At 36.2% G+C, this 24670-nt stretch carries 23 protein-coding genes; 4 read left to right on the forward strand and 19 right to left on the reverse strand.

The features are described from left to right. Positions 1-101: 101 nt before the first annotated feature. From F5ESL0261_RS09955 to F5ESL0261_RS09970, 4 genes are all read left to right on the forward strand, one after another. A complete protein-coding gene (locus F5ESL0261_RS09955) occupies positions 102-1547 on the forward strand; it encodes a DASS family sodium-coupled anion symporter (RefSeq protein WP_122053130.1) in 1446 nt (481 codons plus the stop codon). Between the two features lie 137 nt (positions 1548-1684). Continuing rightward, entirely contained in the window at positions 1685-2995 is a 1311-nt protein-coding gene (locus F5ESL0261_RS09960) for an NCS2 family permease (RefSeq protein ID WP_122053131.1), read from the forward strand. Positions 2996-3141: 146 nt separating this feature from the next. Then, on the forward strand, positions 3142-3432 hold the full coding sequence (locus tag F5ESL0261_RS09965; RefSeq protein WP_122053132.1) for a hypothetical protein: 291 nt from the start codon (positions 3142-3144) through the stop codon (positions 3430-3432). Between the two features lie 133 nt (positions 3433-3565). After that, entirely contained in the window at positions 3566-4891 is a 1326-nt protein-coding gene (locus F5ESL0261_RS09970; protein WP_122053133.1) for an MFS transporter, read from the forward strand. Between the two features lie 109 nt (positions 4892-5000). On the opposite strand, the gene F5ESL0261_RS09975 is transcribed toward F5ESL0261_RS09970, so the two are convergent. From F5ESL0261_RS09975 to F5ESL0261_RS10065, 19 genes are all read right to left on the reverse strand, one after another. Then, on the reverse strand, positions 5001-6557 hold the full coding sequence (locus F5ESL0261_RS09975; RefSeq protein WP_122053134.1) for a ClC family H(+)/Cl(-) exchange transporter: 1557 nt from the start codon (positions 6555-6557) through the stop codon (positions 5001-5003). Positions 6558-6648: 91 nt separating this feature from the next. After that, a complete protein-coding gene (gene gndA / locus F5ESL0261_RS09980) occupies positions 6649-8034 on the reverse strand; it encodes an NADP-dependent phosphogluconate dehydrogenase (protein WP_122053135.1) in 1386 nt (461 codons plus the stop codon). Positions 8035-8143: 109 nt separating this feature from the next. Beyond that, on the reverse strand, positions 8144-9955 hold the full coding sequence (gene spxB / locus F5ESL0261_RS09985) for a pyruvate oxidase (RefSeq protein ID WP_122053136.1): 1812 nt from the start codon (positions 9953-9955) through the stop codon (positions 8144-8146). A gap of 276 nt (positions 9956-10231) precedes the next feature. Beyond that, a complete protein-coding gene (gene mnmG / locus F5ESL0261_RS09990) occupies positions 10232-12130 on the reverse strand; it encodes a tRNA uridine-5-carboxymethylaminomethyl(34) synthesis enzyme MnmG (protein WP_122053137.1) in 1899 nt (632 codons plus the stop codon). Positions 12131-12140: 10 nt separating this feature from the next. Further along, positions 12141-13526 carry a tRNA uridine-5-carboxymethylaminomethyl(34) synthesis GTPase MnmE gene (mnmE, locus tag F5ESL0261_RS09995; protein ID WP_122053138.1) on the reverse strand — a complete coding sequence of 462 codons (1386 nt, stop codon included), beginning with the start codon at positions 13524-13526 and terminating at the stop codon, positions 12141-12143. A gap of 104 nt (positions 13527-13630) precedes the next feature. Beyond that, positions 13631-14494: a membrane protein insertase YidC gene (locus F5ESL0261_RS10000; RefSeq protein ID WP_122053139.1), complete on the reverse strand. Its 864-nt coding sequence runs from the start codon at positions 14492-14494 to the stop codon at positions 13631-13633. 1 nt (position 14495) lies between these two features. After that, positions 14496-14864, reverse strand: coding sequence for a ribonuclease P protein component (gene rnpA, locus F5ESL0261_RS10005; RefSeq protein ID WP_122053140.1), 369 nt, complete (start codon positions 14862-14864; stop codon positions 14496-14498). A 52-nt stretch (positions 14865-14916) separates the two neighbouring features. Then, on the reverse strand, positions 14917-15057 hold the full coding sequence (rpmH, locus tag F5ESL0261_RS10010; RefSeq protein ID WP_003549412.1) for a 50S ribosomal protein L34: 141 nt from the start codon (positions 15055-15057) through the stop codon (positions 14917-14919). A gap of 244 nt (positions 15058-15301) precedes the next feature. Continuing rightward, the gene (locus F5ESL0261_RS10015; protein ID WP_122053141.1) at positions 15302-15583 is read right to left on the reverse strand and encodes a hypothetical protein; all 282 of its coding nucleotides are present in this window, start codon (positions 15581-15583) and stop codon (positions 15302-15304) included. Positions 15584-15739: 156 nt separating this feature from the next. Beyond that, complete coding sequence (locus F5ESL0261_RS10020) at positions 15740-16765, reverse strand: tyrosine-protein phosphatase (protein WP_122053142.1); 1026 nt, start codon at positions 16763-16765, stop codon at positions 15740-15742. Between the two features lie 12 nt (positions 16766-16777). Beyond that, positions 16778-18064, reverse strand: a complete 1287-nt coding sequence (locus F5ESL0261_RS10025) for a PTS sugar transporter subunit IIC (protein WP_052060255.1) — start codon at positions 18062-18064, stop codon at positions 16778-16780. After that, on the reverse strand, positions 18048-18374 hold the full coding sequence (locus F5ESL0261_RS10030; protein WP_109586966.1) for a PTS sugar transporter subunit IIB: 327 nt from the start codon (positions 18372-18374) through the stop codon (positions 18048-18050). Before F5ESL0261_RS10030 ends, F5ESL0261_RS10025 begins: the two co-directional genes overlap by 17 nt. After that, positions 18364-18684 carry a PTS lactose/cellobiose transporter subunit IIA gene (locus tag F5ESL0261_RS10035; protein ID WP_109586967.1) on the reverse strand — a complete coding sequence of 107 codons (321 nt, stop codon included), beginning with the start codon at positions 18682-18684 and terminating at the stop codon, positions 18364-18366. Before F5ESL0261_RS10035 ends, F5ESL0261_RS10030 begins: the two co-directional genes overlap by 11 nt. A gap of 115 nt (positions 18685-18799) precedes the next feature. Next, entirely contained in the window at positions 18800-19543 is a 744-nt protein-coding gene (locus tag F5ESL0261_RS10040; protein ID WP_122053143.1) for a MurR/RpiR family transcriptional regulator, read from the reverse strand. A 290-nt stretch (positions 19544-19833) separates the two neighbouring features. Further along, positions 19834-20571: a sugar isomerase domain-containing protein gene (locus F5ESL0261_RS10045; protein WP_045928874.1), complete on the reverse strand. Its 738-nt coding sequence runs from the start codon at positions 20569-20571 to the stop codon at positions 19834-19836. Positions 20572-20575: 4 nt separating this feature from the next. After that, positions 20576-21835: a PTS ascorbate transporter subunit IIC gene (locus F5ESL0261_RS10050; RefSeq protein ID WP_034978610.1), complete on the reverse strand. Its 1260-nt coding sequence runs from the start codon at positions 21833-21835 to the stop codon at positions 20576-20578. A 2-nt stretch (positions 21836-21837) separates the two neighbouring features. Further along, positions 21838-22122: a PTS sugar transporter subunit IIB gene (locus F5ESL0261_RS10055; RefSeq protein ID WP_109586970.1), complete on the reverse strand. Its 285-nt coding sequence runs from the start codon at positions 22120-22122 to the stop codon at positions 21838-21840. Positions 22123-22124: 2 nt separating this feature from the next. Beyond that, entirely contained in the window at positions 22125-22568 is a 444-nt protein-coding gene (locus tag F5ESL0261_RS10060) for a PTS sugar transporter subunit IIA (protein WP_370448936.1), read from the reverse strand. Then, positions 22565-24214: a PRD domain-containing protein gene (locus F5ESL0261_RS10065; protein ID WP_122053144.1), complete on the reverse strand. Its 1650-nt coding sequence runs from the start codon at positions 24212-24214 to the stop codon at positions 22565-22567. The genes F5ESL0261_RS10060 and F5ESL0261_RS10065 overlap by 4 nt, the downstream gene beginning before the upstream one ends. Between the last annotated feature and the right edge of the window lie 456 nt (positions 24215-24670).

Consider the following 24670-nt stretch of genomic DNA (forward strand, 5'->3'; position numbering starts at 1 on the left):
ACTTACTGATTGTTTTAAACGAATAATATGTTAAACTAAGCAAATATAGGGGTGTTTATCCGCCTAATATATTTGCTTTTTTATTTAGAAGGGAGTCTTTTATGAAGACGATAGATTATAAAAAATTTATATTGCCACTGTTGTTTGGTCTTATTTTCTGGTTTACGACCCCAATTCGTCCTGCCGGAGTATCAGTCCAAGCTTGGCATATGCTGGCAATATTTATTGGAACTATCATTGGTTGTATTACGTTACCTATAGCTATTAGCGGTGTTACTTTAATAGGATTTACTCTCACTATTTGCCTCGGGCTTGCACCCCTTGCCGACAAAGTTGTTAACGGAAAAGTCGTTGCAAAAGGTGCCATTGACGCATTCTCCAATTCATCTGCTTGGCTAATCGTTATGGCCTTTATGATTTCACGTGGTATTGTAAAAACCGGCTTAGGTCAAAGAATTGCTTTATATTTTGTTAAATGGTTTGGTCATAAATCCTTAGGCTTAGGCTATGCTATTGGTGCTATTGACTTAATAGTTTCTCCTGCAACTCCTTCAAATGGTGCGAGAGCAGGTGGCGTGGTATATCCATTAATTCAATCATTAGCAAATACATTTGACTCTAAGCCCAATGACCCATCGCGTAAAAAGATGGGAGCATATCTAACTTTTACAGAATTTCAAGTTAACATTATTACTTCGTCATTATTTATGACTGCTTGCGCACCTAACTTAATTGCTGTTGCACTTGCTGGTAAAGCAGGTGTAACTCTTAGCTGGATGCCATGGCTAATGGCCAGCATTGTTCCTGCAGCAATTTGTTTAATTGTTGTACCATATTTTGTTTATAAACTTTACCCACCAGAAATCAAGGAAACTCCTAACGCTAAGGAGTGGGCTGATGGTGAACTGGCAAAAATGGGTAAACTTACTTTGTCTGAAAAATTAATGGCAGTTATTTTTGCAATTACTTTAGTACTCTGGATGCTTTCCAGTACTCTAGGAATAGATGCTACATTAATTGCATTTATTTCTGTTTCACTTTTACTACTCACAGGTGTATTAGCACCAAAAGACTTGCTAAGTGAAACCGGAGCTTGGAACATTCTGATCTGGTTATCTATTTTAGTATTCATGGCTGAAAAACTAACTCAATTCGGTTTAATAGGTTGGATATCAACTAGTATTTCCAGCGCAATGAAGGGTCTCAACTGGCTATTAGTTCTAGTAGTTTTAGCACTTGTTTTATTCTACACTCATTACTTGTTTGCAAGTGCCACAGCTCATAATTCAGCAATGTACCTGCCACTTTTAACTGTAGCTATTTCAGCTGGAGCACCTAAATTACTAGCAGCCCAGTTTTTAGCATTATTTTCAGCAATCATGGGTTCCACAACTCATTATTCTAGCCCTGCCGCTTCTGTTTTGGCTTCTTCTGGCTATGTCAAACAAGATGAATGGTGGAAATTAAGTTTTATATTCGGTATCTTCTATATCTTAGTTTATGGCATAATCGGATTAGCCTGGATGAAACTAATTGGTATGTGGTAAGCTGTTAAAGCAAATCTATCCAGATTTGCTTTTTTTATTACCCGGGAAATAATTTTGAATAAGATGGATTTCTAGGCTTAATAAGTTATATACTAGTTATATTAGTTCTTTATAATTTTAATATTTTTGGAGGAAAAATGACGACATTAGATAAAGTCTTTCATTTAAACGATGCTCATACCACTGTTAAGCGCGAGTTAATAGCTGCATTAACCACGTTTGTCAGTCTCTCCTACATCCTTTTTGTTAACCCTAACATCTTACACGCAGCAGGTATTAATAAGGGAGCGGCATTTACAGTTACTGCAATTTCAATTGCAATAGGCTGTTTTATTATGGGTCTGGTTGCTAACTATCCTGTAGCCTTGGCTCCCACACTTGGCAGTGCTGCATTTTTTGCTTACAACGTTTGTGGCGGAATGCACATTAACTGGCAAACTGCCTTAGCTGCTGTTTTAGTAGCGTCTATCTTGTTTATTTTGATAACAGTTTTGAAACTTCGTGAAATAGTAGTTGATGCTATTCCACAAGATTTGAAATATGCTATTTCAGCTGGAATTGGCTTATTTATCGCATTTATTGGCCTGCAAAACGGCAAATTAATTGTTAATAGTGACTCAAATTTAGTTACTCTGGGCAAATTTAATTCACCAGCCGTTTGGATTACCCTCTTCGGTTTAACACTAACAGTAATTTTAATGGCAATGAATATCCCCGGATCAATTTTTATCGGCATGGTAGTAACTGCTGTATTCGGAGTTATTATTGGTCAAGTTGCGGTTCCCAAAGGTATTATAGCCAGTGCGCCAAGTATTGCACCTACTTTTGGTCAAGCCGTTTTTCATTTAAAAGACATTAATACCCCTCAGTTATTTATGGTGGTTTTGACGTTTTTATTAGTTACATTTTTCGATACTGCGGGTACTCTGATTGGCATGACTGAACAAGCTGGTATGGTTGATGAAAATGGTAAAATTCCCCGTATTGGAAAAGCCTTTATTTCCGATTCGCTGGCAATGGTCGAAGGAGCTGTCTTAGGAACTGCTCCACTTGGAACTTCTGTTGAATCAAGTGCCGGTATCGCTATGGGTGGTCGCACAGGTTTAACTGCAATCTTTGTAGGAATCTTTTTCTTGATTTCAATGATTTTTAGTCCACTTTTAGCAGTTATCCCTACTACAGTTACTGCTCCAGCATTAATTATTGTTGGGGTGCTCATGGCAGGCAACCTGAAGAAAATTAACTGGGATAAGTTTGAAATTGCTTTTCCAGCGTTTTTAACGGTAGTTGGTATGCCATTAACTTATAGCATTTCAGATGGTTTAGCTTTAGGCATGATTGCTTACCCGATTACTATGATCGCTTCTAAACAGGCCAAGAAAGTTTCACCAATGATGTATGTTCTATTAGTCGTATTTGTCCTCTTTTTCCTGATCACAAATATGTAAGAATATCTGTCTAATTACAAAGGCCACTTTTAGAAGTGGCCTTTTTGTTTATGCTTAATTGATAAATTACACTTTATTTTTTATTTATTTGCTATTATAATTCATAAAAATATTTACATTTTATTCATGAAAGAAGGTAAATTATCATGTCCAACACTAAAGAGAAATGGTTCAGCCGCTATATTGGCACTATTACGTTCTTTGTTGTTGCTTTACTAACCAGTCTTAATTCTGGCTTTTTCCCTTATTCAATTGCTGGAAGACTCTGTGCCATTTTGTGGCTGGTCGCATTCAGCTTTTTGATATTTGCCTGCGAATATTTGATTAATCACACTAACCTTGATAATAAAAATGCTGCAAAAGCAGTGGTAAATTTTAGTATTTGGCTCCTTGCAGCCTTAATTTTAGTTATATTCATTTTAATTTTTAAAAAATGAACTTTTGCTTTTGATTCATTTTAGGTTATTTTTGCACGAATCGTCAAAATTTGTTATGTTATGTAGCAGTTAATTCATTCAATGAAGGGGAAGTTGTAAAGTAGATTAAGTAGCTCGTATTTAGTCTATTATCATGAAAGAAAAAAAGACAAAAACAATTAAAAAAGATTATAAAAAGGCACCTCTTTCAAAAGTTCATTTACGTGTAATGACTGCAATTGCTTTAGGGCAATTTACTTGTGGCTTTTCACTAGGAATTACCGGCGTAGCTATGAACAGTGCTGCCAAATACATTCAAATTAGTAACATATGGACTGGATTAATTGGAGCCGGTGGGTTGTTAGGCTTATCCAGCAGTGCTCTGATTGGTCGCTTATCCGATAAAATTGGTCGCAGTCAATTATTGATGAGCAATATGTACGTTTTAGCCATTCTTTCTCTTTTTCATCCTCTGACAACCAGTCTTTCTTTAACCTTTCTAATCAGGATCGGCATTGGACTAATGATGGCGATTGATTATACCGCTGGAAATGCTCTATTGACTGAATGGCTGCCTAAAGGCGAAGACAGTAAAAGGCAGAGTCATTTGTTAATCTACTGGGTTTTAGGTTTCATTGCCTCATACTTAACAGGTACATATTTGGTAGGCTATGGTAGTCATACTTGGCAGATCATTTTAGCAACAGGTGCTATTCCAGCACTGATTACTGCACTCTTTCGCAGCCTATTTCCATTGCCACCTTCACCCGGATGGCTTGCCAGCAAAGGTAAAATTAAAGCTGCTAACATGCTTATTGGTAGAATACTAGGCCATAAATGGGGCATCTCACGTCACTTTAAGCGTCCTAAAAAGGCTGGGCAAACTTCATGGACAGTTCTTTTTAGTAAAAAATACTTACGCAGTACATTAGTGGGAGGAAGTTTTTACGCCTGCCAAACCTTTGCATTTTTTGGAATCAGTATTTTTTTACCAATTCTTTTGCAAGGCATGGACATTAGTAATCCCAATGTTTCAGGAGATTTATACAATGTCAGCATGCTAGTTGGAATATTTTTAGGCATTTATCTTTTTAATCATCTCAGTCGCCGTTTGTTTTTAATCAGTAATTTTCTATTATCCGCACTATTAATAGGAATTCTAGCATTAATGCCTCATGTTTCTTCTTTAATTAAAATAGTTATCTTTTCAATTTTTGCAGTCATTTTATCTTCAGGTCTGGTACTTGACTATCCTTATCCTACCGAATTATTTGACACCAAAGTTCAAGCAAGCGGCGTGGGAACTTGCATTACAATCAGTCGCATTGGCGCTGCTGCCGGTACATTTTTATTGCCAATTCTAACAGAACTTGGTGGACCCAACTTAGCAATGCTTGTTTGTGCTTGCGTTCTCTTTGTTGCTTTTGTTATTTGTTTAATCTGGGCACCAGAAACTTCACCTAAATATCTAAAAAAATAAAATTTGATATAATAAAAAAGCTAATAGATCATGTTTAAAAACGTAGATTTATTAGTTTTTAAAATTGTTATAAAAATGGAAATTTATCTAATAATTTTCTTTACACCCTTTAGCCATCATATTCTACTTTTTGCATTCGTTTTATCTGACTAAAAACATGTCCGCGCTGACCTGCATCAAGAGTTAAAACCAGAGAATCACCGGCTTTAATTATAGACTGGCCATTGGGAACTACATATTGACCATCACGATATATTGCCTTAACCAATGTATGTTTAGGCCATTTCACCTGCATAATTTCTTTACCTGCTAGACGGCTATCCTCATAAATCGGCACAGTCAGTTGATCAGTTTTACCAGATATAATAGGAACATCATTTTTACTTTTCGATGACATCGCACGAGCTAAGGTACCATAAATTGGGTCACCATTCAGGAGCATATCAACCAAAAGCGCAATGAAAGCTACCACAGCCAAAGGCATTAAATGCAGCAGCGACCCCACCATTTCCGTAATTAAGATAATAGCTGTAAATGGAGCTCTAATTACAGCAGCAAAGAACCCGGCCATTGCAAAAATAATCAAGTTAATTACCAATTTTGCAGGCAATAAATGTAATTGAACCAAAATAAGGCCGTAGCTTGCCCCGATTACAGCACCCATTGTCAATATTGGCAAGAAAATACCACTAGGCAAGCCCGAATCATAAGAAATAATAGAAAAAATAATTCTCACAATAAAGAAAAATAGTAACATACCAACTATTTTCCAGCTACTTTGTCTAATAATTTGTGGTAATGCTAAAATCAATCTATTTCCCGGACCAGTAATTAAGGGCCAAAAATAAGCAATTGGTATCAATAAAATAAGAGGTATTAATCCATATAGCCAACTAGGTAAGAAAGTAATTTTAGCATATAACTTTTTTCCTTTAAATAAACCAACTTTATAAAGGTGACCTAGTAAACCTAAAATTAAGCCTAAAAGTAACAAATAGCCATATAGTTTTACTGGAAAACTATGGCGATAAACAAGAGACAAAGACGGTTTTTGGCCAAAAATATTTGAAACAACAAAATCTGACACTAAAGCACCTGCAAGTGCATTTAGCCAAACGCGGGGAGAGAAATTATGAAAAACTTCTTCAAGTACAAATAACGCACCACTTAATGGTGCTCCAAAAGCTGCAGCTAATCCACTAGCTGCTCCTGTCGCTAACAACACCCTAGAGTTTGTTTTTGACTCCTTAGTGCCCTCGCCAACACCTTGACCGATAGTTGAGCCTATTTGCAAAGAAGGCCCCTCAGGACCTAAAAATAGGCCTGTACTAATCACTAAAATACCCCCAATGACTTTACGCCATAATGTGGGCCACCACTTTAAAGTTAAATTTCCTGCAAGTTGTAATTTAACTTCAGGAATGCCTGATCCACCAACGTGAGGATATTGCTTAACAAAATAACCTGCGATTAATCCAACTAAAATAAGGCCAAATATAATTGGGATGAACCATAATGCATTCTGATGTGCCACGTGAAACAAGTTAAGCCACAGCTCCGTCATCTTTCCTATGCCAAAACGAAAGAAGCCTACTACAAAGCCACTGAACAGTCCAACTATCATAGCTTCCAGTAAAAGTTTTATTTGTTCTTTTTTATCTTTCATATTACCTCCGTTTTTTAATATGATTTAACATTAGCAAAAAACCAGTTAAAGCTAAGACTTAACTGGTTTTAGTAGTTACACGTGTAACAATTTATTTTTCTTCATACCACTCAGTATGATAAACGCCTTCACGATCATTTCTAAAGTAAGTATGAGCTCCAAAGTAATCACGTTGACCCTGAATCAAGTTTGCTGGTAGACTTGGGTTAAATATTGATTCCAAGTAATTTAGTGAGGCACTCAATGTTGGAGTAGGAATACCAGCTTCAGTAGCAAGTTCAATCACAGCGCGGAGTGCAGGAATGTTTTTATTCATCAAATCCTTGAAATAAGGGTCCTGGAACATGTTGTCGAGTTTTTTACCTTCAGCAAATGCTTTTTCAATATCTTTTAGCATTGATGAACGAATGATACAGCCGGCTTCCCATGATTGAGCAATAGCCGGATAACGCAAGTCCCAGTTATATGCATCTGCAGCCATTTTTAATTGCTGGAAGCCTTGAGCATAAGCAACAGCTTGGCTTAATTGCAATGCTTTACCCAAATTATCAACTAAGTCCTGTGGAACTTCACCGTTCCACTTTATTTCCTTGCCTTCACGTGTAGTGGCCTTGGACATGAAACGGCTAATAACAGCTTCTGCAATAACACTGATTGGAACACCTAAGTGCACGCCATCTTCCAGCATCCAATTTCCTGTACCTTTATAAGAAGCAATATTCAGGATATGATCAATTACATGATCAGGTGTTAAATCGTCCTTTTGCTTTAAAACTTCAGCAGTAATTTCACTGAGGTAAGCTTTAACCAACCCTTCGTTCCAGTTAGCAAAAATAGCTGACATTTCATCATTTGTTTTTCCAGCCACTTTACGTAAGATATCATATACTTCAGAAAATTCCTGCATGATACCATACTCAATCCCATTATGTACCATCTTGACATAATGACCACTGCCTTCAGGCCCAATGAAACTAACGCATGGATGACCTTCAGAATTTTTAGCTGCAATTGCTTCTAAAATCGGAGCTACTTTCTTATAAGCATCTTCATCTCCACCTGGCATCAATGCAGGACCATTTAAAGCACCTTCTTCACCGCCTGAAACGCCCATGCCAATAAAGTGAATACCATGTTTTTCCATTTCATGATAGCGCCTGTTAGTGTCGTGAAAGTTTGAATTACCTCCGTCAAGCAAAATATCGCCTTTATCCAAAAGTGGTAATAATTTTTGTAAAGTTTCATCAACTGGTTTACCAGCCGCAATTTGGATTAAAATCTTACGTGGTTTTTCCAAAGAATCAACAAATTCTTCCCATGAATATGTCGGCTTCAACTTATCATCTTCATATTTAGCAAAAGCGTCTACTTCTGGTTTATCAATAGAAAAACCAGAAACGGAAAAGCCATTATTTCTTACATTCAAAGCAAGGTTCTTACCCATTACAGATAAGCCTATAATCCCAAACTGTTGCATTTATAGTCCTCCATCATTTAAGTTTCATACTCTATCATTATACTTGTAAGACCGCAAAAAAGCGAAACTTTCAAAAGTTTCGCTTTTTTCAAACCAATATATACGGTGATTAGTGAGCTGAAGCACCTGAAGTTGTATCAGGCTCTGGTTCTGGCTCAGGCTCCTCTTCTTCAGCTTCTGAAGCACCTGAAGCTGCATCTTCTACCAAGCCGTACTTGTCAGCAAAGTAGCTAAATGGTTTCAAACCTTCAGCTTGATACTTCTTAACGAATTCTGGATCATCAAGAGTATTCAATTCAGTTGAGTAAGGCATGTCATGAGTGAACTTAATGTCAACTAACATTGGTCCATCCATTTGTTTGAATTCTTTAACTGCGTCTTCGAATTCCTTCTTAGTGCGTACAGTTACACCCTTCACGTTCATACCTTCAGCAACCTTAGCCCAGTCGTTATTAGGCATAATAACACCTGATAATGGTTGGTGTGATTCATCAACTTGCTCAGCTTCAATGTAACCTAAAGTTTCATTTGTAAAGACAACGTTTAAGATATGCATGTTGTAGCGAGCTTCAGTCAACAATTCTTGGCTCATCATGGCAAAACCACCATCACCACTCAGGTTCCAAACTTCGCGTTCTGGGTGAGCAGTTGCAGCAGCAAGTGCAGCTGGTGAACCAAAGCCCATAGTTGCGTACAAACCTGAAGTTGCCCAAGTTTGGTCATCATGCAAGTTTACTAAACGTTGGAAGTCAATGTTGATGTTACCAACATCAATAGCAAATTGTGCATCATCAGCAGCGTATTTGTTGATGATGTCAAAAATTGGCTCACGGCGAATTGGCATTTCGTCTGAATCATCAAAGCTGTGCTCCCATTCTTCCCAGTTTTGACGGTCTGCAATAGCAGCCTTATAAAGCGGTGATTCTTCACGAGCTTGACCTGCGTCAATAATTGCTTGTAAAGTCTTAGCACCATCAGCCAAAATTGGAACATCAACAGCGTGACGCTTGCCTAATTTTTCTGAATCAACATCAATTTGTACAACTTTAGCCTTAGGGTCAAAGAAGAACAATGAGAATGGTGAGTCATTACCTACCCAGATAACAGCATCTGCATGAGTTTGAATATCATCACTTGGCTTAGGAGCAACACGGCCAATTGAACCCATGTAAGCTGGGCATTTATCCTCAACTACACCCTTAGCCATAACTGAAGACATCAATGGGGTCTTGAATTTTTCAGCGAATTTTTCTAAGACATCGCCGTGACCCTTCATACCTAGACCAAAGTAAACAACTGGGTTCTTTGCTTCTTCAAGAACCTTAACAGCTGCTTCAACTTCGTCTTTTCTTGGAGCTGCATAATTAGGAATTGCTTGCAATGCATTGTAATTTACACGGAAATTGTCATCAATCTTGTCCCAGCCAAAATCCTTAGGAAGAATTAAGACAGCTGGACCCTTCTTAGCATAAGCTTGACGGATTGCTTCATCCATCATTGAAGGGATTTGATCTGCGCGCTTAATTTGGTGATCCCAAACAGCAACCGGATCAAACCAAGGCTTTTCGTCAAAAGCCTGGAAGAAATCCATATCCTGACGACCAGTTGGAACGTTAGCTACGATAGCAACCATAGGAACCTTGTCGTATTTTGCGTCATACAAACCGTTCATCAAGTGAACAGCACCAGGGCCAGCTGAGCCAAAGCATACACCGACCTTGCCAGTTAATTTATATTCAGCTGAAGCTGCTAAAGCACCGGCCTCTTCATGCCGAACTTCAATATACTTCATCTTACCCTTAAAGTCATGGATAGCATTCATTGTTGAGTCAAATGAGCCACCTGGAAAACCATAAATATGATCAATATGCCAGTCCAATAAAACTTGGAGCATGGCATTTGCGCCATTAATTTTTGCCATTTTAAAGTGCATCTCCTTAAATACATGTTTACTTACATATTGTATTAAAACATATAATTTCACAATTTCAAGTGACCAAAATTAACGATTAGCACAAGGTGTAAGCGCTTTGTAAAAATATTATCTTCACAAAGTTAAGCAATTACTTTATAACTTTTAGATAATAACAATAATCATATTTGTGATTACTTGATCATTACCACAAAATTTGTGTATTCTTTTGTGTGCATTATTTAAAGAAAAATATTTTTTACAATTTTTAAGTTTTTACTAAATTTATTTATGAATTTTAACATAGCGACCATTTTGCACATAAACACTCAAAATTGCCATGTCTGCCGGATTAACCCCCGAAATACGTTCGGCTTGGGCAATTGTTTCAGGTCTGATTTTCGCAAACTTTTCGCGCGCTTCCGTTGCTAAACCATCAATTGCATTATAGTCGATGTCTGCAGGAATTTTCTTTGCTTCCTGGCGGTGTAATTTATTAATTTGCTGCTGCTCCTTTTTGATATAGCCAGCATACTTAACGTTGATTTCAATCTGCTCTCTGACATAACGTTCATTCGAAATAGACATCCCCGTCAAGCGTTCGATATCCGCTACCCTAACTTTGGGCCTTCTTAAGAAAACATCTGCTTTAACACCAGCTTTAAGCTTGTCTTCTCCGATACTTGCAAGGTAGTCTTGTACCTCTTTAGTGGGGTGAACAGTAATCTTTTTAACAGCATTAGCAGCCTGCGCAATTTGTTCTTTCTTTGCTAAAAACTGGGAATAGCGCTCTTCAGAGATTAAGCCCAGTTGAAAACCGTAATCCGTCAAACGCAAATCAGCATTGTCATGACGCAAAATCAAACGGTACTCTGCACGTGAAGTTAGTAAACGATAAGGCTCTTCTGTCCCCTTAGTTACTAAATCATCGATTAAAACACCGATATAAGCTTCATCACGGCCTAAGGTAAAGCCCGGCTGACCGGCAGCTCGCAAAGCGGCATTAATACCGGCAATCAGACCTTGTCCTGCCGCTTCTTCATAGCCTGATGTGCCATTCATTTGGCCCGCAGTGAATAAATTTTTGATATTTTTAGTTTCCAAGGTATGTTTTAACTGCCAGGGATCGATTACATCGTATTCAATGGCGTAGCCTGGGCGCATCAATTCCGCGTTTTCAAGGCCGGCAACCGAATGCAGCATTTTTAATTGAATTTCTTCCGGCATTGAGGTTGAAAAGTCACCAACATAAACTTCTTTAGTATTTTTACCTTCTGGCTCTAGAAAAATCTGATGACGCGGCTTGTCCGCAAAACGAACTACTTTGGTTTCAATTGAGGGACAATAACGTGGTCCTACTCCCTTAATTTCTCCTGAAAACATTGGGGACCGAGTCAGGTTTTGGTTGATTATTTTATGTGTATTCTTATTAGTATATGTCATCCAGCAGGAAACCTGATTTTTGAGGTAATCTTCATCTTTAGTTTCATAAGAAAAATGACGCGGAACTTTATCACCAGGTTCTTCCTCAGTTTTAGAGTAATCGATGGTGTTGCTGTTAACACGTGGAGGCGTGCCCGTTTTAAAACGGCGCAGTTTGAATCCTAATTTCTCCAGATTTTCTGATAATTTAATTGCTGGAACAGTATTGTTAGGACCAGATGAATAATTCAATTCACCAATAAAAATGCGCCCGCGAGCTGACGTACCAGTGGTTAAAACAACGCTTTTAGCGTGATATTTAGCCCCAGTATTAGTAATTAGGCCTTTGCAGACACCATCTTCGACAATCAGTTCATCAACTGTCGCCTGCCTTAAAGTCAAATTAGGCGTTTCTTCAATCACTTTTTTCATCTGCTCATGGTACTGCCACTTATCAGCTTGTGCACGCAAGGCCCGTACAGCTGGGCCTTTGCCCGTATTTAACATGCGCATCTGAATATAGGTTGCATCAATATTTTTACCCATTTGGCCGCCTAAAGCATCAATTTCTCGCACTACCGTACCCTTTGCTGGGCCACCTACTGATGGATTGCAGGGCATAAATGCTACCATATCAAGACTAATCGTTAACAGCAGCGTTTTTTGGCCCATTCTGGCACTGGCTAAAGCTGCCTCACTGCCAGCGTGACCAGCACCAACCACAATGACATCATAATCATTTGAGTCATAACTCTTAATCATTAACTTCCACCTATTTTCCTAAACAAAATTGACTAAATAATTCATTAACTAATTCATCAGGACTACTTTCTCCTGTAATCTGGCCCAAAGTATCCCAAGCACCGTTGAAATCAATTTGGGCAATATCTAAAGGTACTTCGTCTTTTAACGCCTGAACGACATCTTGCAGCTGCTTTTTGGCCTTTTCCAGCAGTCCTACTTGTCTCTGGTTGGTTACCATTACTTGATCGTTAGAATTCTCAATACCCTGGAAAAACAGTTCCTTAATTGCATCTTCTAACTGAGTAAGATTTTGCTCCTTTAAAATTGAAATGGCGATTACTGGACTTTCAGTCAGCTGTTTAACCTGAGCAGCAGAAACTTTTTGCCCCAAATCCGTTTTGTTCAAAATGGCAATTCGCTTTTTCCCACTAGTAGCATCAATTAAGGCATAGTCTTCTTGAGTTAATTCCTTACTTGAATCAAACAAGAGTAGAACCAAATCAGCTTTTGCCAGCGCTTTTTTGGAACGTTCAACCCCAATTTTTTCTACCTTATTATCAGTATGTCTGATGCCGGCAGTATCAATTAATTTTAAGGGGACGCCTTTAACCGAGACATATTCTTCTAATGTGTCACGCGTCGTGCCGGCAACATCTGTCACGATTGCCGTATCACTTTGAGTCAGATAATTAAGCAAAGATGATTTCCCGACATTAGGTTGCCCAATGATTGCAGTAGCTAAGCCGTTACGTAACGCCGTTCCTTCACTTGCCGTTTTGAGCAATTTATCTATTTTAGCAATAACTGCCTGGGAAACACTGGTCATCTGCTTGGCTGTGACAGTATCTGCATCATACTCAGGATAATCAATATTAACTTCGACATTGGCTAGTGTATCTAAAATTTCCTGCCGCATTGCCCTAATTTTCTCAAGTAGGCCGCCTTGCAGCTGATTTTCAGCCACTTGCCGGGCCTTATCAGTTTTAGCGCGCACAATATCCATTACGCTTTCAGCCTGAGTCAAGTCAATGCGACCATTAACAAACGCCCTTTTAGTAAATTCACCAGGATCGGCCATGCGCGCACCAGTTTTTAATAATAATTGCAAAATACGATTAGTAACAACAATGCCGCCATGACAATTAATCTCAACAATATCTTCCCTGGTAAAAGTCTTAGGTGCCAGCATTACAGATACCATAACTTCGTCGATCACCTGCTCACTTGCAGGATCAACTATATGTCCATAATGAATAGTATGCGTCGGCACTTTAGTTAAATTCGCACCCTTGAAAACCTGATTGGCAATTTTAACTGCTTCTTCACCAGACATGCGGACAATAGAAATCCCACCTTCACCAATTGGCGTTGAAATCGCTGCAATTGTATCAAACTCCGTTAAAGTTTGTGCCATGATTTTCTCCTTTTCAATAAAAAAAGCGCATTATTCCACCATGAATAATCATGATGGATAAAGCACTTTGACTACTTTATCTAAATCATTAATTTAGATTAATATTATTTTCTGCGTTTTAACCGTTTATACGTTCTTCTTAGTTGCCGTTTACGTTCACGCTCCTGGCGCTCTTTTTCTTCCTGCTCACGCCGATATTTAATTGGGTTTTGCAGAATAAAAGTCTGAACTACCTGGAATAAATTAGAAATTACCCAGTAAACTACAATAGCTGACTGGAAATATATACCCATTACACCAACCATAATTGACATCCCGTAAGTCATAATTTTTGATGACAAAGTCTGTGATTCCTTTGGCATTGAAAGTTGACTAATGTATGTTGACGCAAATGTCAAAATCATTGATAAAATCGGCATAATAAAGTATGGGTCAGGCTTACCTAAATCCATCCACATAAAGTGGCCAGTCATAAGCTGGGGAGTTTGCGCAATCGCTCCGTATAATGCAAGCATAACTGGCATCTGAATAATTAAAGGCAAACAGCCGGCATAGGGATTAACCCCAGCTTCTTTATAGAGCTTATTTGTTTCTTGCGAAAGTAAAGTACGCGACTCTGTATCGCTGCCAGGATATTTCTTACGCAAAGCGTCTATTTCCGGCTGAATTTTTTGCATCTTAGTAGTGCTCTTAATCTGAATTGCACTAAGCGGGTACAAAATTAGCCGTACAATGATTGTAAAGATAATAATTGCCCAGCCGTAATTGTTGCCAATCAGTTTCGACAGCCACAACAAAAACGTGGACATATAATAAATGACCCAGCGATCCCACCAGCTGCCACTTGTATGTGAAACTGGTTTTAGCGTGCCAGTGGATGCACATCCTGTTAAAACAACTGCTAATGCAACCACTGTCAGCAGTACAAGTAGACGCCTGACATTCTTTTTAGTTAAAATGTCTTTCACTCTAATTTTCCTCAACTTTATTCGGTATCTCTTCAATTATATTGGCTAAAAAGAGTGCATGCAAGAGGTTCTTACGAACATCATCCCATCTAAAATTACGCGCATACGGTCTAGCAATGACTAGAAAATCAACATGTGGCTTAATTAAAGGTTTATTTTCCGTAAGAACTGCACGAATATAACGTTTGAGGCGATTACGAACTACAGCAGTATGCCCGACTTTTTTACCAACAGAAATACCAACGCGAAAATGCTTATTTTCCGGTTTATCTAGTTGATAAATAACAAAAGCCCGGTTTGCTATTGAATTACCTGATTTAAAAACTGTTTGAAAATCATTTTCTGTTTTAACACGATAAGACTTTCTCAAAACGTTTCATTCCACTCTTATAAATTAAAAAAACCACTGGGATTTCAGTGGTTTAAGCAGATAAGACTTTTCTACCCTTTGCACGGCGTCTAGCCAAAACCTTACGGCCATTAGATGTACTCATCCGTTTCATAAAGCCATGAACTCTTGAACGGTGACGCTTTTTAGGTTGGTAAGTTCTTTTAGTTGTCATTAAACTACACCTCCAATTTTTTGTATGCAGACTGCACAATTTAATATCTAGAATACCATGATTAAAGTAAAAAACCAAGTAAAAAGTCAAAAAATGCGAATTTATTACCTAAATATACGGCCTCATTCTAATAGGACTTGACCTTTTTCATTAAAGCGCTTGGCTAACTTTATAATCTCCATTTTCCTTATTCAAAGATGTGACCTGATTTTAATTTTATCCCGTTCATATCTAAAGATATACCCTAGGACAAGTCACCTTGCGTAATTTCAATTGACGGATAGTGCCCGAGATCTGGTAAATATTTATCTAAAGGGCAGCTATAAACCATGTAATAGTCTCCTTCTTTTTTACTGGCATTTAATTCACTTAACTTTTGTTTAGCTTTTGCAACATCCTTTGTAATGTAAACAACACTGACGACCCCAATCTTATTATGGCCGTTATTTTCTACATTTCCTTTAAGAATCAGCTTTAAATTGCCGTCATCTTTTAAGCCTAGCTCAACATAATCTTGATAATTCATATAATACCTTCTTAGCAGTATAAACTTAATAAAATAAAAATGTTTTAATTTATTATAATTATACACTTATTGGTACTTTTAAAAAATCCCGCAATTAATCAGATAATTTCGGGACTTAATTTTTTATACTATATATAAAATATAAAGACATAAAGCTTATTCTAAATACATATTTCTTAACTTATCAACGTCATTTTTACTTATTTTCAATTCATTCTTTAAATATGAATCAATGCTACCTGAAATATTAATCATTTCAGCAAACGACGCTTCCAGGTATTCCGACCTGGTATCAAGCATGGAAAACAGGTAATCTAACACATTTTGATCACTAGTTTCGTTTGCATACTGCGCCATTCGTCTTTTATTTCTTTGAATACGCAAAGTTTTAGTTAACATGTAATCTTCTAGAATAGTATCCATATTTACACCAAGTAAATACAAAATCAGGGCTACACCATAACCAGTCCGATCCTTGCCACCACGACAATGCTGATCAAGTGGTATATTTTTTTCGTCTAAAACGGCAGACAACATCTTACGATAAATCTTTTTATTTTCATCTAACCGAACAAAGTCTTTCCCCTGATCAATCATTGTTTTACCAGAATTATCAAACTTAACATTTTTATCAACCTCACGTTCTACTAGTTGGCGTACCTTTTCTTTAGTACTACCAGCTTTAGCTGCTAAAACTGCTCTTTGTGCTTCAGGCACTAAATGCACAGTCTGTTGCAAAGTTGACCAAGTTTGATTCGGCTGTGACTGATACTCATCTTCACTGCGATAATCAATCACTGTTTTTATTCCGATATCATCTAAAACTTTTTTATCGTGTTCAGTTAAACGATGCAAGTGATCTGAACGAAAAAGTTTCCCCCACTTAACACGTTTGCCATTTGCACCTATATAACCGCCTAAATCTCGAAAATTATTACTTCCTTGAAGTGGTAAAACTCTGTTAGTGTATATTATTTGGTTATCCTCATCCTTTAGCAAAAAATACGGCCGGTAATATTTAGTTATTTTAAATTCTGCATGATTTGCCTTTGTTTCCGTTAAAAATTCGGATACTTCTTCATCAGGTCGAGGTAATAAATAGATTGCCACACTTTTAGCACTCTTCCATTTTAATGAATAGTTATTCTGATTCAGATATTTAACTTCAACTTGTGAAATCATCTATTTCCCCCTTTACTCGGCAGTTTGTGCCTTAGCTGCTTCTTCATTACAACATTGTTTATCAATCAGCTTCATAAACGGATACCATACTGCAAGTAGAATTAACAACTGGACGACATGCCAAATGACCATACGCCAGCCGCCTAATAGAAAGGCTCTAAAGAATTCTGGTGTCCCAGCAGTTTGTACAGGGATACCATTAGGTCTTGGGATTAAACCTATATATGTTGCTAAGTATGTAGCGGCCACACTAATAGTTCCACCCATAGTCAGAGGAATAAAAGCCAATGGATTTAAAACCATAGGAATACCAAACTTAAACGGCTCACTAATACCAAAGAAGGCTGGAATGAAACCTACTTTACCAAGTGAACGTAATCTTTCACTCTTAGAACGCAAGCATAAAATCGCATATGCTAGTGCACGAGGACCCTTTTGGTTAGTAATGAATGTCATTGTCACAATATAAGGTAAGGCTACTCCTGCCTTAAATGCATTTAAATTAGCCACATCGAACGGATAAAACAATGTATATAATACGGCTGTTGTTGCCATCGTACCATGTATTCCGAAAAACCAGCAAAATTCAGCGAAGAAAACTAAAACCAAAGCTGCAAACGGACTTGAACCTAAGCCCTGAAGTGGTATTTGGATCAATTTCATAATCATATCATCAATGTTATGGTACGGTGTCAAAGCAAACAAGAAATTAACGATTGCATAAATTATTGTAATCAAAAAAATCGGCAGCATGGAAGCAAAAGTCTTTGAAACAAACTCTGGAACACTATCCGGCATTTTAATTACCAAATGCTTGTTATTAGCAAAAAGTGCAAATAATCTGGTTGCAGTTAGTGCTACTACCATTGCAACAAGCATCCCTTGTGAGCCAATGTAATTCATATCAAGTCCAATAAATTTACCTTTTTGAACTAGCATTGGAGTAACCAATAAAAAAGCGACAAGAGAAGAGATTATTGACATAAACTTATCGACTTTCAGTTCTGCTGCTAAACTATTAGACAATGAAATAACAACATATATTGATAAGATATCTGTAGTAACTGCTGTAATAATATTAAAAATATTTTTCAAACCGCTTTGCGTAATGAAAGCTTGATATGGACCTATATTTAAACTGAAAAATATTGAAGCAAATGACCCTACCATTAGAACAGGCAGAATAGCCATCATACCACCAGCAATGGCAGAAACGTATTTGTTACGCTGGAACTTGCCCATTCCTGTTTGTATCTTATCTCGTAATTTACTTAGATTAGTTTTACTTGCTGCTGTCATTAGCTTTCCCCGCTCCTTTCAACACTTTCATTGCATCATTTAAAACTTTTTCGCCATTCATCATTCCGTAATCCATTTGGTCAATTACTCTGACTGGAATTGAAAATTCTTTTTCCAGTTCAGGCTTGATATGTCCAACTTGCGGTCCGAGTAAAATGATGTCCAAATCATCATAATTATTCAGAGCAGATTCAGCTACAGCATTAATTTCTACATCAATGTTTTCCTTCTTAGCTGCCTTTTTCATTTGTGTTACTAACATACTTGTAGAAAAACCACCTGCACAGGCTAACATAATTTTATAAGTCATCTTTTATCTCCTTTGAACTTAAAATTGCAATTATTTCTTTTGCCAAATCATTTACTGTCATTGCATTCATTAAATGATCTTGTGCATGTACCATTAATAAAGTTGGCGCTTTACCCTGACCATTAACTTCTTTTTGTAACAACTTAGTCTGTAAGTTATGTGCTTTGACTAGATCATCGTGCGCTTTTTGCATTAATAGTTCACTAGCCTTCAAGTCTCGCTCACGGGCTTTTCTAATTGCCTCAATGCTATTAGATCTGGCACTACCTCCTTGTGAAATTAATTGCATTATTACTTGCTCATCACTCATCTTTACGCCTCCCTTTGTTGTTTCAAATGCAATTATAAGCGCTTACATTTTTTTACCCTCGATTTTTTGGAAAAGTACACTCGTAATCCCTTAAAAAAATAACAAGTGTGTAATATTACACACTTGTTATTTTCTTATTTAATTTTTCAGCGTATTTTTTAAACAAATCATTCATCACAAGTAATATCGGTGTTTTATCAGTAACATTGTAATCATCCACCCTTTTATCGGGAGAATAGCAATAAAGCCTTTCATCAGCCAATTTCGCTAAAGGATTGATTGAAAGATGAGTTAAAGTAATCAGGAAATTACCATGACTTTTTATTTCCTTGGCCAATTCAATCAATTGCTTTTTGTTACCGGAAAGACTAATTAAAAAGAAAACATCGTCATTTTCACGCCCTATGATGTGAGTCAGGTCATTCGGATAATCATAAAAAAACGACTTATAATCAAGTGCATAGAAATTGCCTACCACAAGCCTTGTTGCGTAAGCAGTCTGGCCCATTGAATAAAAATTGATTTTTTTAGCATTTACCAACTTATCTAACACTTTTTCGCTTTTCATCTGATTGATTAATTCTAAGTTTATTCGTAATTCCTTCTGCTCGTAATCTTCCGTTTTTATGTTTCCCAGATTTTCATTTTTAATTGAACTCTTTAGGTCTGAAAATCCCGTATACCCTAACTTATGACAAAGCCTGGTAATTGTATTAGGGTAAGTATAAAATTTGTGGGCCAGATACGTGATTTTTAAATCACTAATATGTTCCTTATTTTTAAAAAAATACTTAACAATTTTATCTTCTAAATCTGTCAAATTTATTGATTGACTAATAACTCGTTCTTCAAAATTCATTAAATTTACCTTCTTTACATAATCAAAATTTTACTTAAGATGACTGTAAACTTAATTAATATGTAAACAAGTTATGAAAACATGTTCATATGACTTTTAACTTTAACAATGTCATAACAATATCAAACTATAATAAAAATAAACTAAAATTACTTTTTCTAATATTGAGTGTTTATAATCAAAACAATAGTTAAATAAAAAGCGCACCCAATAAACCAATAAAAGAGACAAATAAGTCCCAAAAGTTGTCTGACTTTTGGGACTTATTTCAAATATATGCTTTTTTTCACCTAAAATTGATAATGAATCATATCATGATATTCATTAATTAGTTTTTTGTTCTTTTGATCTCCCCCATCAATATTAGCTGAATAAAAAATTGGAGCCTCTTTATTTCCATGTTCTATTAGTCTTTGACTTGCTTCTACAACAATATTATCTAAAATAGCTGCACCTACCACAGTAGAAGTTGGCCCTGCTTTTTGCTCCGTACCTTTTATAGAACATGCAGCATCCCCTATATCACCATGATTATCAATTACTACATCTGCAATTTCAAATAATCTTTTTCCTGATGAATGCCGGCTTGTTACTGATTTTGAATACTTTAAATTAGTCAACCCAATAATTGTTACGCCCAGTTTTTTGGCAGCAAGTGCAAGGTCAATAATAACGGGATTTCTTCCAGAAACAGAATGAAGTATTAAGACATCATTCTGTTTAAAATTCACTGTACTAGCTAGTGCAGAGCCATAGCCTTCAAGTCTTTCCATTTTACTAGTAAAAGTAATAGGTTTCCTGTCAAGCATTACCTCTCTGCCAAATATGGCATTAATTGTTATCATTCCTCCGGCACGATAGTACATCTCATCTGCCAATATGCCTGCATGACTGGCACCAAATATATAAATAGAGTTCTTGTTAATGTTTGCTTCAGTAATTATTTTTATCGCTTTTTCAATATTATCCCTTTCGTCTCTCTTCACTGCGTCAAGAATGCTTTCAACTTTATCAATATAGCGATACATATTATTAAATACCTCCAAACAAACTTCCAATAAGTTTACTAATAATGCTCCATAAAGAAAGGTCATTTCCTCCAAAAATAAGGATCCAGTTTCTAATTGTGCTTCCCATCATCATAGCTGAGACTCCAACCAAGGCTACCATGGCAACAGATGCAACTGCGGTACCAATAATTGCACCCTTAATTCCACCTTGTCCTTCACCTATTACGGCTGCTCCCCCACATTCGAAGAAGCTTGTAATCATCAACGGCACAATCAAGATTCCAAAAAGATTAGTTACATTGGCAATCAACACCAGAATAGTTGAAGTAATAAAGGCAGAAAGAAATCCTATAATCACAGCATTAGGCTTGTAGTTGAACAAAATCGGCACATCAAAAGCGGGCTTTGCTCCTGGTACCAGCTTTTCAGAAATTCCTTGAAAGGCTGGAATAATCTGGTTGACCAGCAAGCGTACTCCATAAAGCAGAATCAATAATCCGCCGCCGAAAGTTAAACCAGCATTTAATGCAACAGTAAACAAATTGCTGCCTTTTGGAACCAAAGTAGGGGCAATTATGCCCACGATAATGTCTACCGTAAACATTACTATGCCACCCGTAATTGAAATATCACGGAAAAAAGATAACCCCTTTGGAACATTCAAGTCTTCTGTAGAATGTTTCTTATTACCAACATGTTTTGCTACAAAACCTGAAATTAATGAAAGTATTGTTGTCGGATGACCAATTAAGAAAGAGTCATCACCAGTAGCTGCCCAAACATACTTCCGCATAATCCACGGAGCGATCGAAAAGTATAATGCAGAAAGAATAGCACTCATAACAATTAAATTAATGCCTCTTAATCCACCTTCTACGCCACCAGCTACAATAACAAAAGGAACCCACCAAAGCATATGCCCGGTTAAGAAAATGGTTTTTATTGGAGTGAATCTGGCAATCAAAATGTGAATCACAAGTGCTAAAAACATAGCCATACCAACATCTCCGCCATATTGAGCTGTGAAGGTAATATCTGTCATGCCTTTTGCAACTGTAATACCCATTTTGGTTTGAATAGCAGTATTAATTGCTGATACCACACCAGTTAACATATTTACACCTTCAGTAAGAATTATCATACCGAAGGCAGCTGACATACTGCCCTTCACTATTTCTGCAATAGGCTTTTTCTGAACAATTAGCCCCAGCATTGCAATTAGTCCAAGCAAAACAGGTGGATCTTGCAGAATATTATTTGAAATAAATTTTAGAATGTCCATAGTTAGTTACCTTTCTTATTTGCTAAAAATGCATTCATTGCTTTAAGGACTTCATCTTTATCCATGTATCGTTTAATTGCATAAACTGGTTTGTCTGTCGATGATTCAAGATCTGGCTTTAATTCAGCACTGGTAAAGTAAACATCTGCTTGTTCTGCTTTAGCTGATGCAATATCTGTATTCTTTACTTCAGCATCTATTCCCAATTCTTTAACTGCTTTTTCCAATGTCATTTTCAAAACCATTGAACTGCCAACTCCAAAACCACATACTGCTAAAATTTTCATACTTAACCCTTTACTTTCTTAAACATTGAAACAATTGCCGACTTATTTGCACTCAAAATAGTTTTATAAGATTCTGTATCCATAAAAATCGAAATAACTTTCTGCAAACTTTGTAAATGACTAGTATTATCAATTGCAGCCATTACCAAAAAGATTTTGACTGGTTTACCTTCAAGATCAATTGGGTTACGTGAAACCAGTAAACTCATACCCATTTTATTAACACCATCACCTGGTCTGGCATGCATCAGAGCAAAATAATCAGTCAGGACCATATAGGGTCCATTCTTTTTAATGCTCTCAATCATGCTCGCAACATATTTTGGCGTAATAATATTTGCTTTTAATAGAGGCTCACTAGCTTTTTGTAATGCAATCTTCCAATTCATAGCACTATCTATTATTTGAACGTTATCTTCATTAAACAAAGAACATGTCACTATTATTTGACCTCCATCATTTTTGAAATAAACCATTCTTTATTTTTTATTCCATGCATAATTAGATTCATAAATGGTTCAACTATTTTTTTATCAGTTCTTTTAATCATTAACATTGCTATAATATCTACACGATTATTTCCCCAGTTGACAGGTTTATCTAAAATCGCGACAGCAATAGAACTCTTGGTAATAAATTTAGGATCGCCATGAGGTATGGCAAAACCATTACTGATATAGGTAGACTGTAATTCTTCACGCTTTGTTAGCGATTTTTTATAACATTCAAAACTTTTTTCATCATTCCAAGTACCACTTTTTAATAAGACATCAATGATGTTATCAGTCACTTTTTCATCCATAAAAAATATATTTCCTTTTAAGAAAGGTCCGACATCATTAATAACTATATGCTCGTCTTTTTTTTCAACACTTTGTTTTGTCACCACATCAATATAAGAGCTGGCAATTTTCTTCATATCTGAAATTGTCATAATAGGCGAAATATTCACTACAGGTACTTGTTGTTCACTTAATTTAACAGTTGAAATAATCAATGAAACATTCGATAAATCTTTTTTTACCAAATCATGCTTAGAAGTAACCTCAGTCAAAGCTGCGGCTGGTAATATTCTTTTCATTTTTGCACAAATTAAGGAACTCATTCCTATACCATTTGGACAAACGAAAAGAATTCTGTTTATTTCTTTATTACGTTCAACGGCCGCCTGAAAATGCAATGTCACAAAACCAACTTCATCATCAGAAACAGCTAAATGATTATTTTCACTAAATTCACTCAATGCATACCAAACTACCCCATATAAATCAGGATAGTTATTTTTAATTTCTTGTAATAAAGGATTAATAACCGTAGTTTTTGATTCAAGCCGCAGTTTCATCTGATAAAGATGCACTAATAATTTTTCTAATAATGATGAATCTTTTGTTAAATCAATATTTAAGCTGTCACTAACATTAGCTATTAACTGCTTCACTTCTGACTTAAATTCAGCAGGAATTTGTCCATTGTTCATGAAAAAATTAAAGCCATTGCCAATTATTATGTAATAAAGGTACTGCATTTCCGTATCATTAAAATGATATATTTCGCTTTCTTCCACAGTTTTCAACAATTGGTAAACTAAAGGGTACTTATCAAACTGCATCAATACGCTGTCAAGCTGATCCTTCTTTTTCCAACTAATTTGATAGCCATTCATACCTCTGAAAACTAATATTGCTGTAGAAATAGAAATATCGCCTATATTATTTTCTGGAACTTCAAGTTTCCAGGCTTGTAATTTTTGATGAAATAATTTAAAGATGGTTTTCAGCAATCTACTATCAATAAATAAACTAATTAATTGCTTTCCTTCCTTATTACCTAACAAATCAATAACGACTCGTTTTATTATTTTTTGTTTATCTATTTCACCTCCGCCAATGTATGATCCAGAATTATTAAAAAGCAGAGGGATATTATCCTTAGATAGCCTCTTTTTGATACTAATAATGTCATTTGCAATACTGCTGCGGGAAACAAAATAATCATCAGACAATTTTTGATAGCTAACATGTTCTCCATTGATCATTCGGGCTAAAATGTAAAATTTACGTTCTTTACTGTTTAAGAGTTTTTTTGCATCCAAGAATATCACCCTCTAATTCAATGTTATAAATTTGCATTCACCTCAGGAAGAACAAAGAAAAATCAAATTTATACCGGAAAAACTGAACACCCAAAAATCTTATCGTAAGAAATACTTTTTTTGTTTAAAGTTTTTACTAAATACTTATCCACAAAATCAAAGTCACAGTATTTTACACAACTTTATCCACAATCTACAACCTGTTTAAAAAGTTTTACACACCATGTGGATATTATGTTTCACACTTTGTTAAAAATACTGCTGTTATAGCAAAAGATTTCCACAGTCTCTTATGTAAATAAGCAAAAAGTATTTTAAATTTACTTAGTTTTTGTGTATTTTTCTGTAAATTATATCCACAGCTTGTTAATTCTGAATTCTTTTTGTGCACTTGTGGAAAACATTTTTATTAGATGGTAAAATAAGTTTTGCTTAACGTATGCGGAGGGAATTATT

It is taken from the genome of Lactobacillus sp. ESL0261 (assembly GCF_003693025.1).
GTDB classification, from domain to species: Bacteria; Bacillota; Bacilli; order Lactobacillales; family Lactobacillaceae; genus Lactobacillus; species Lactobacillus kullabergensis.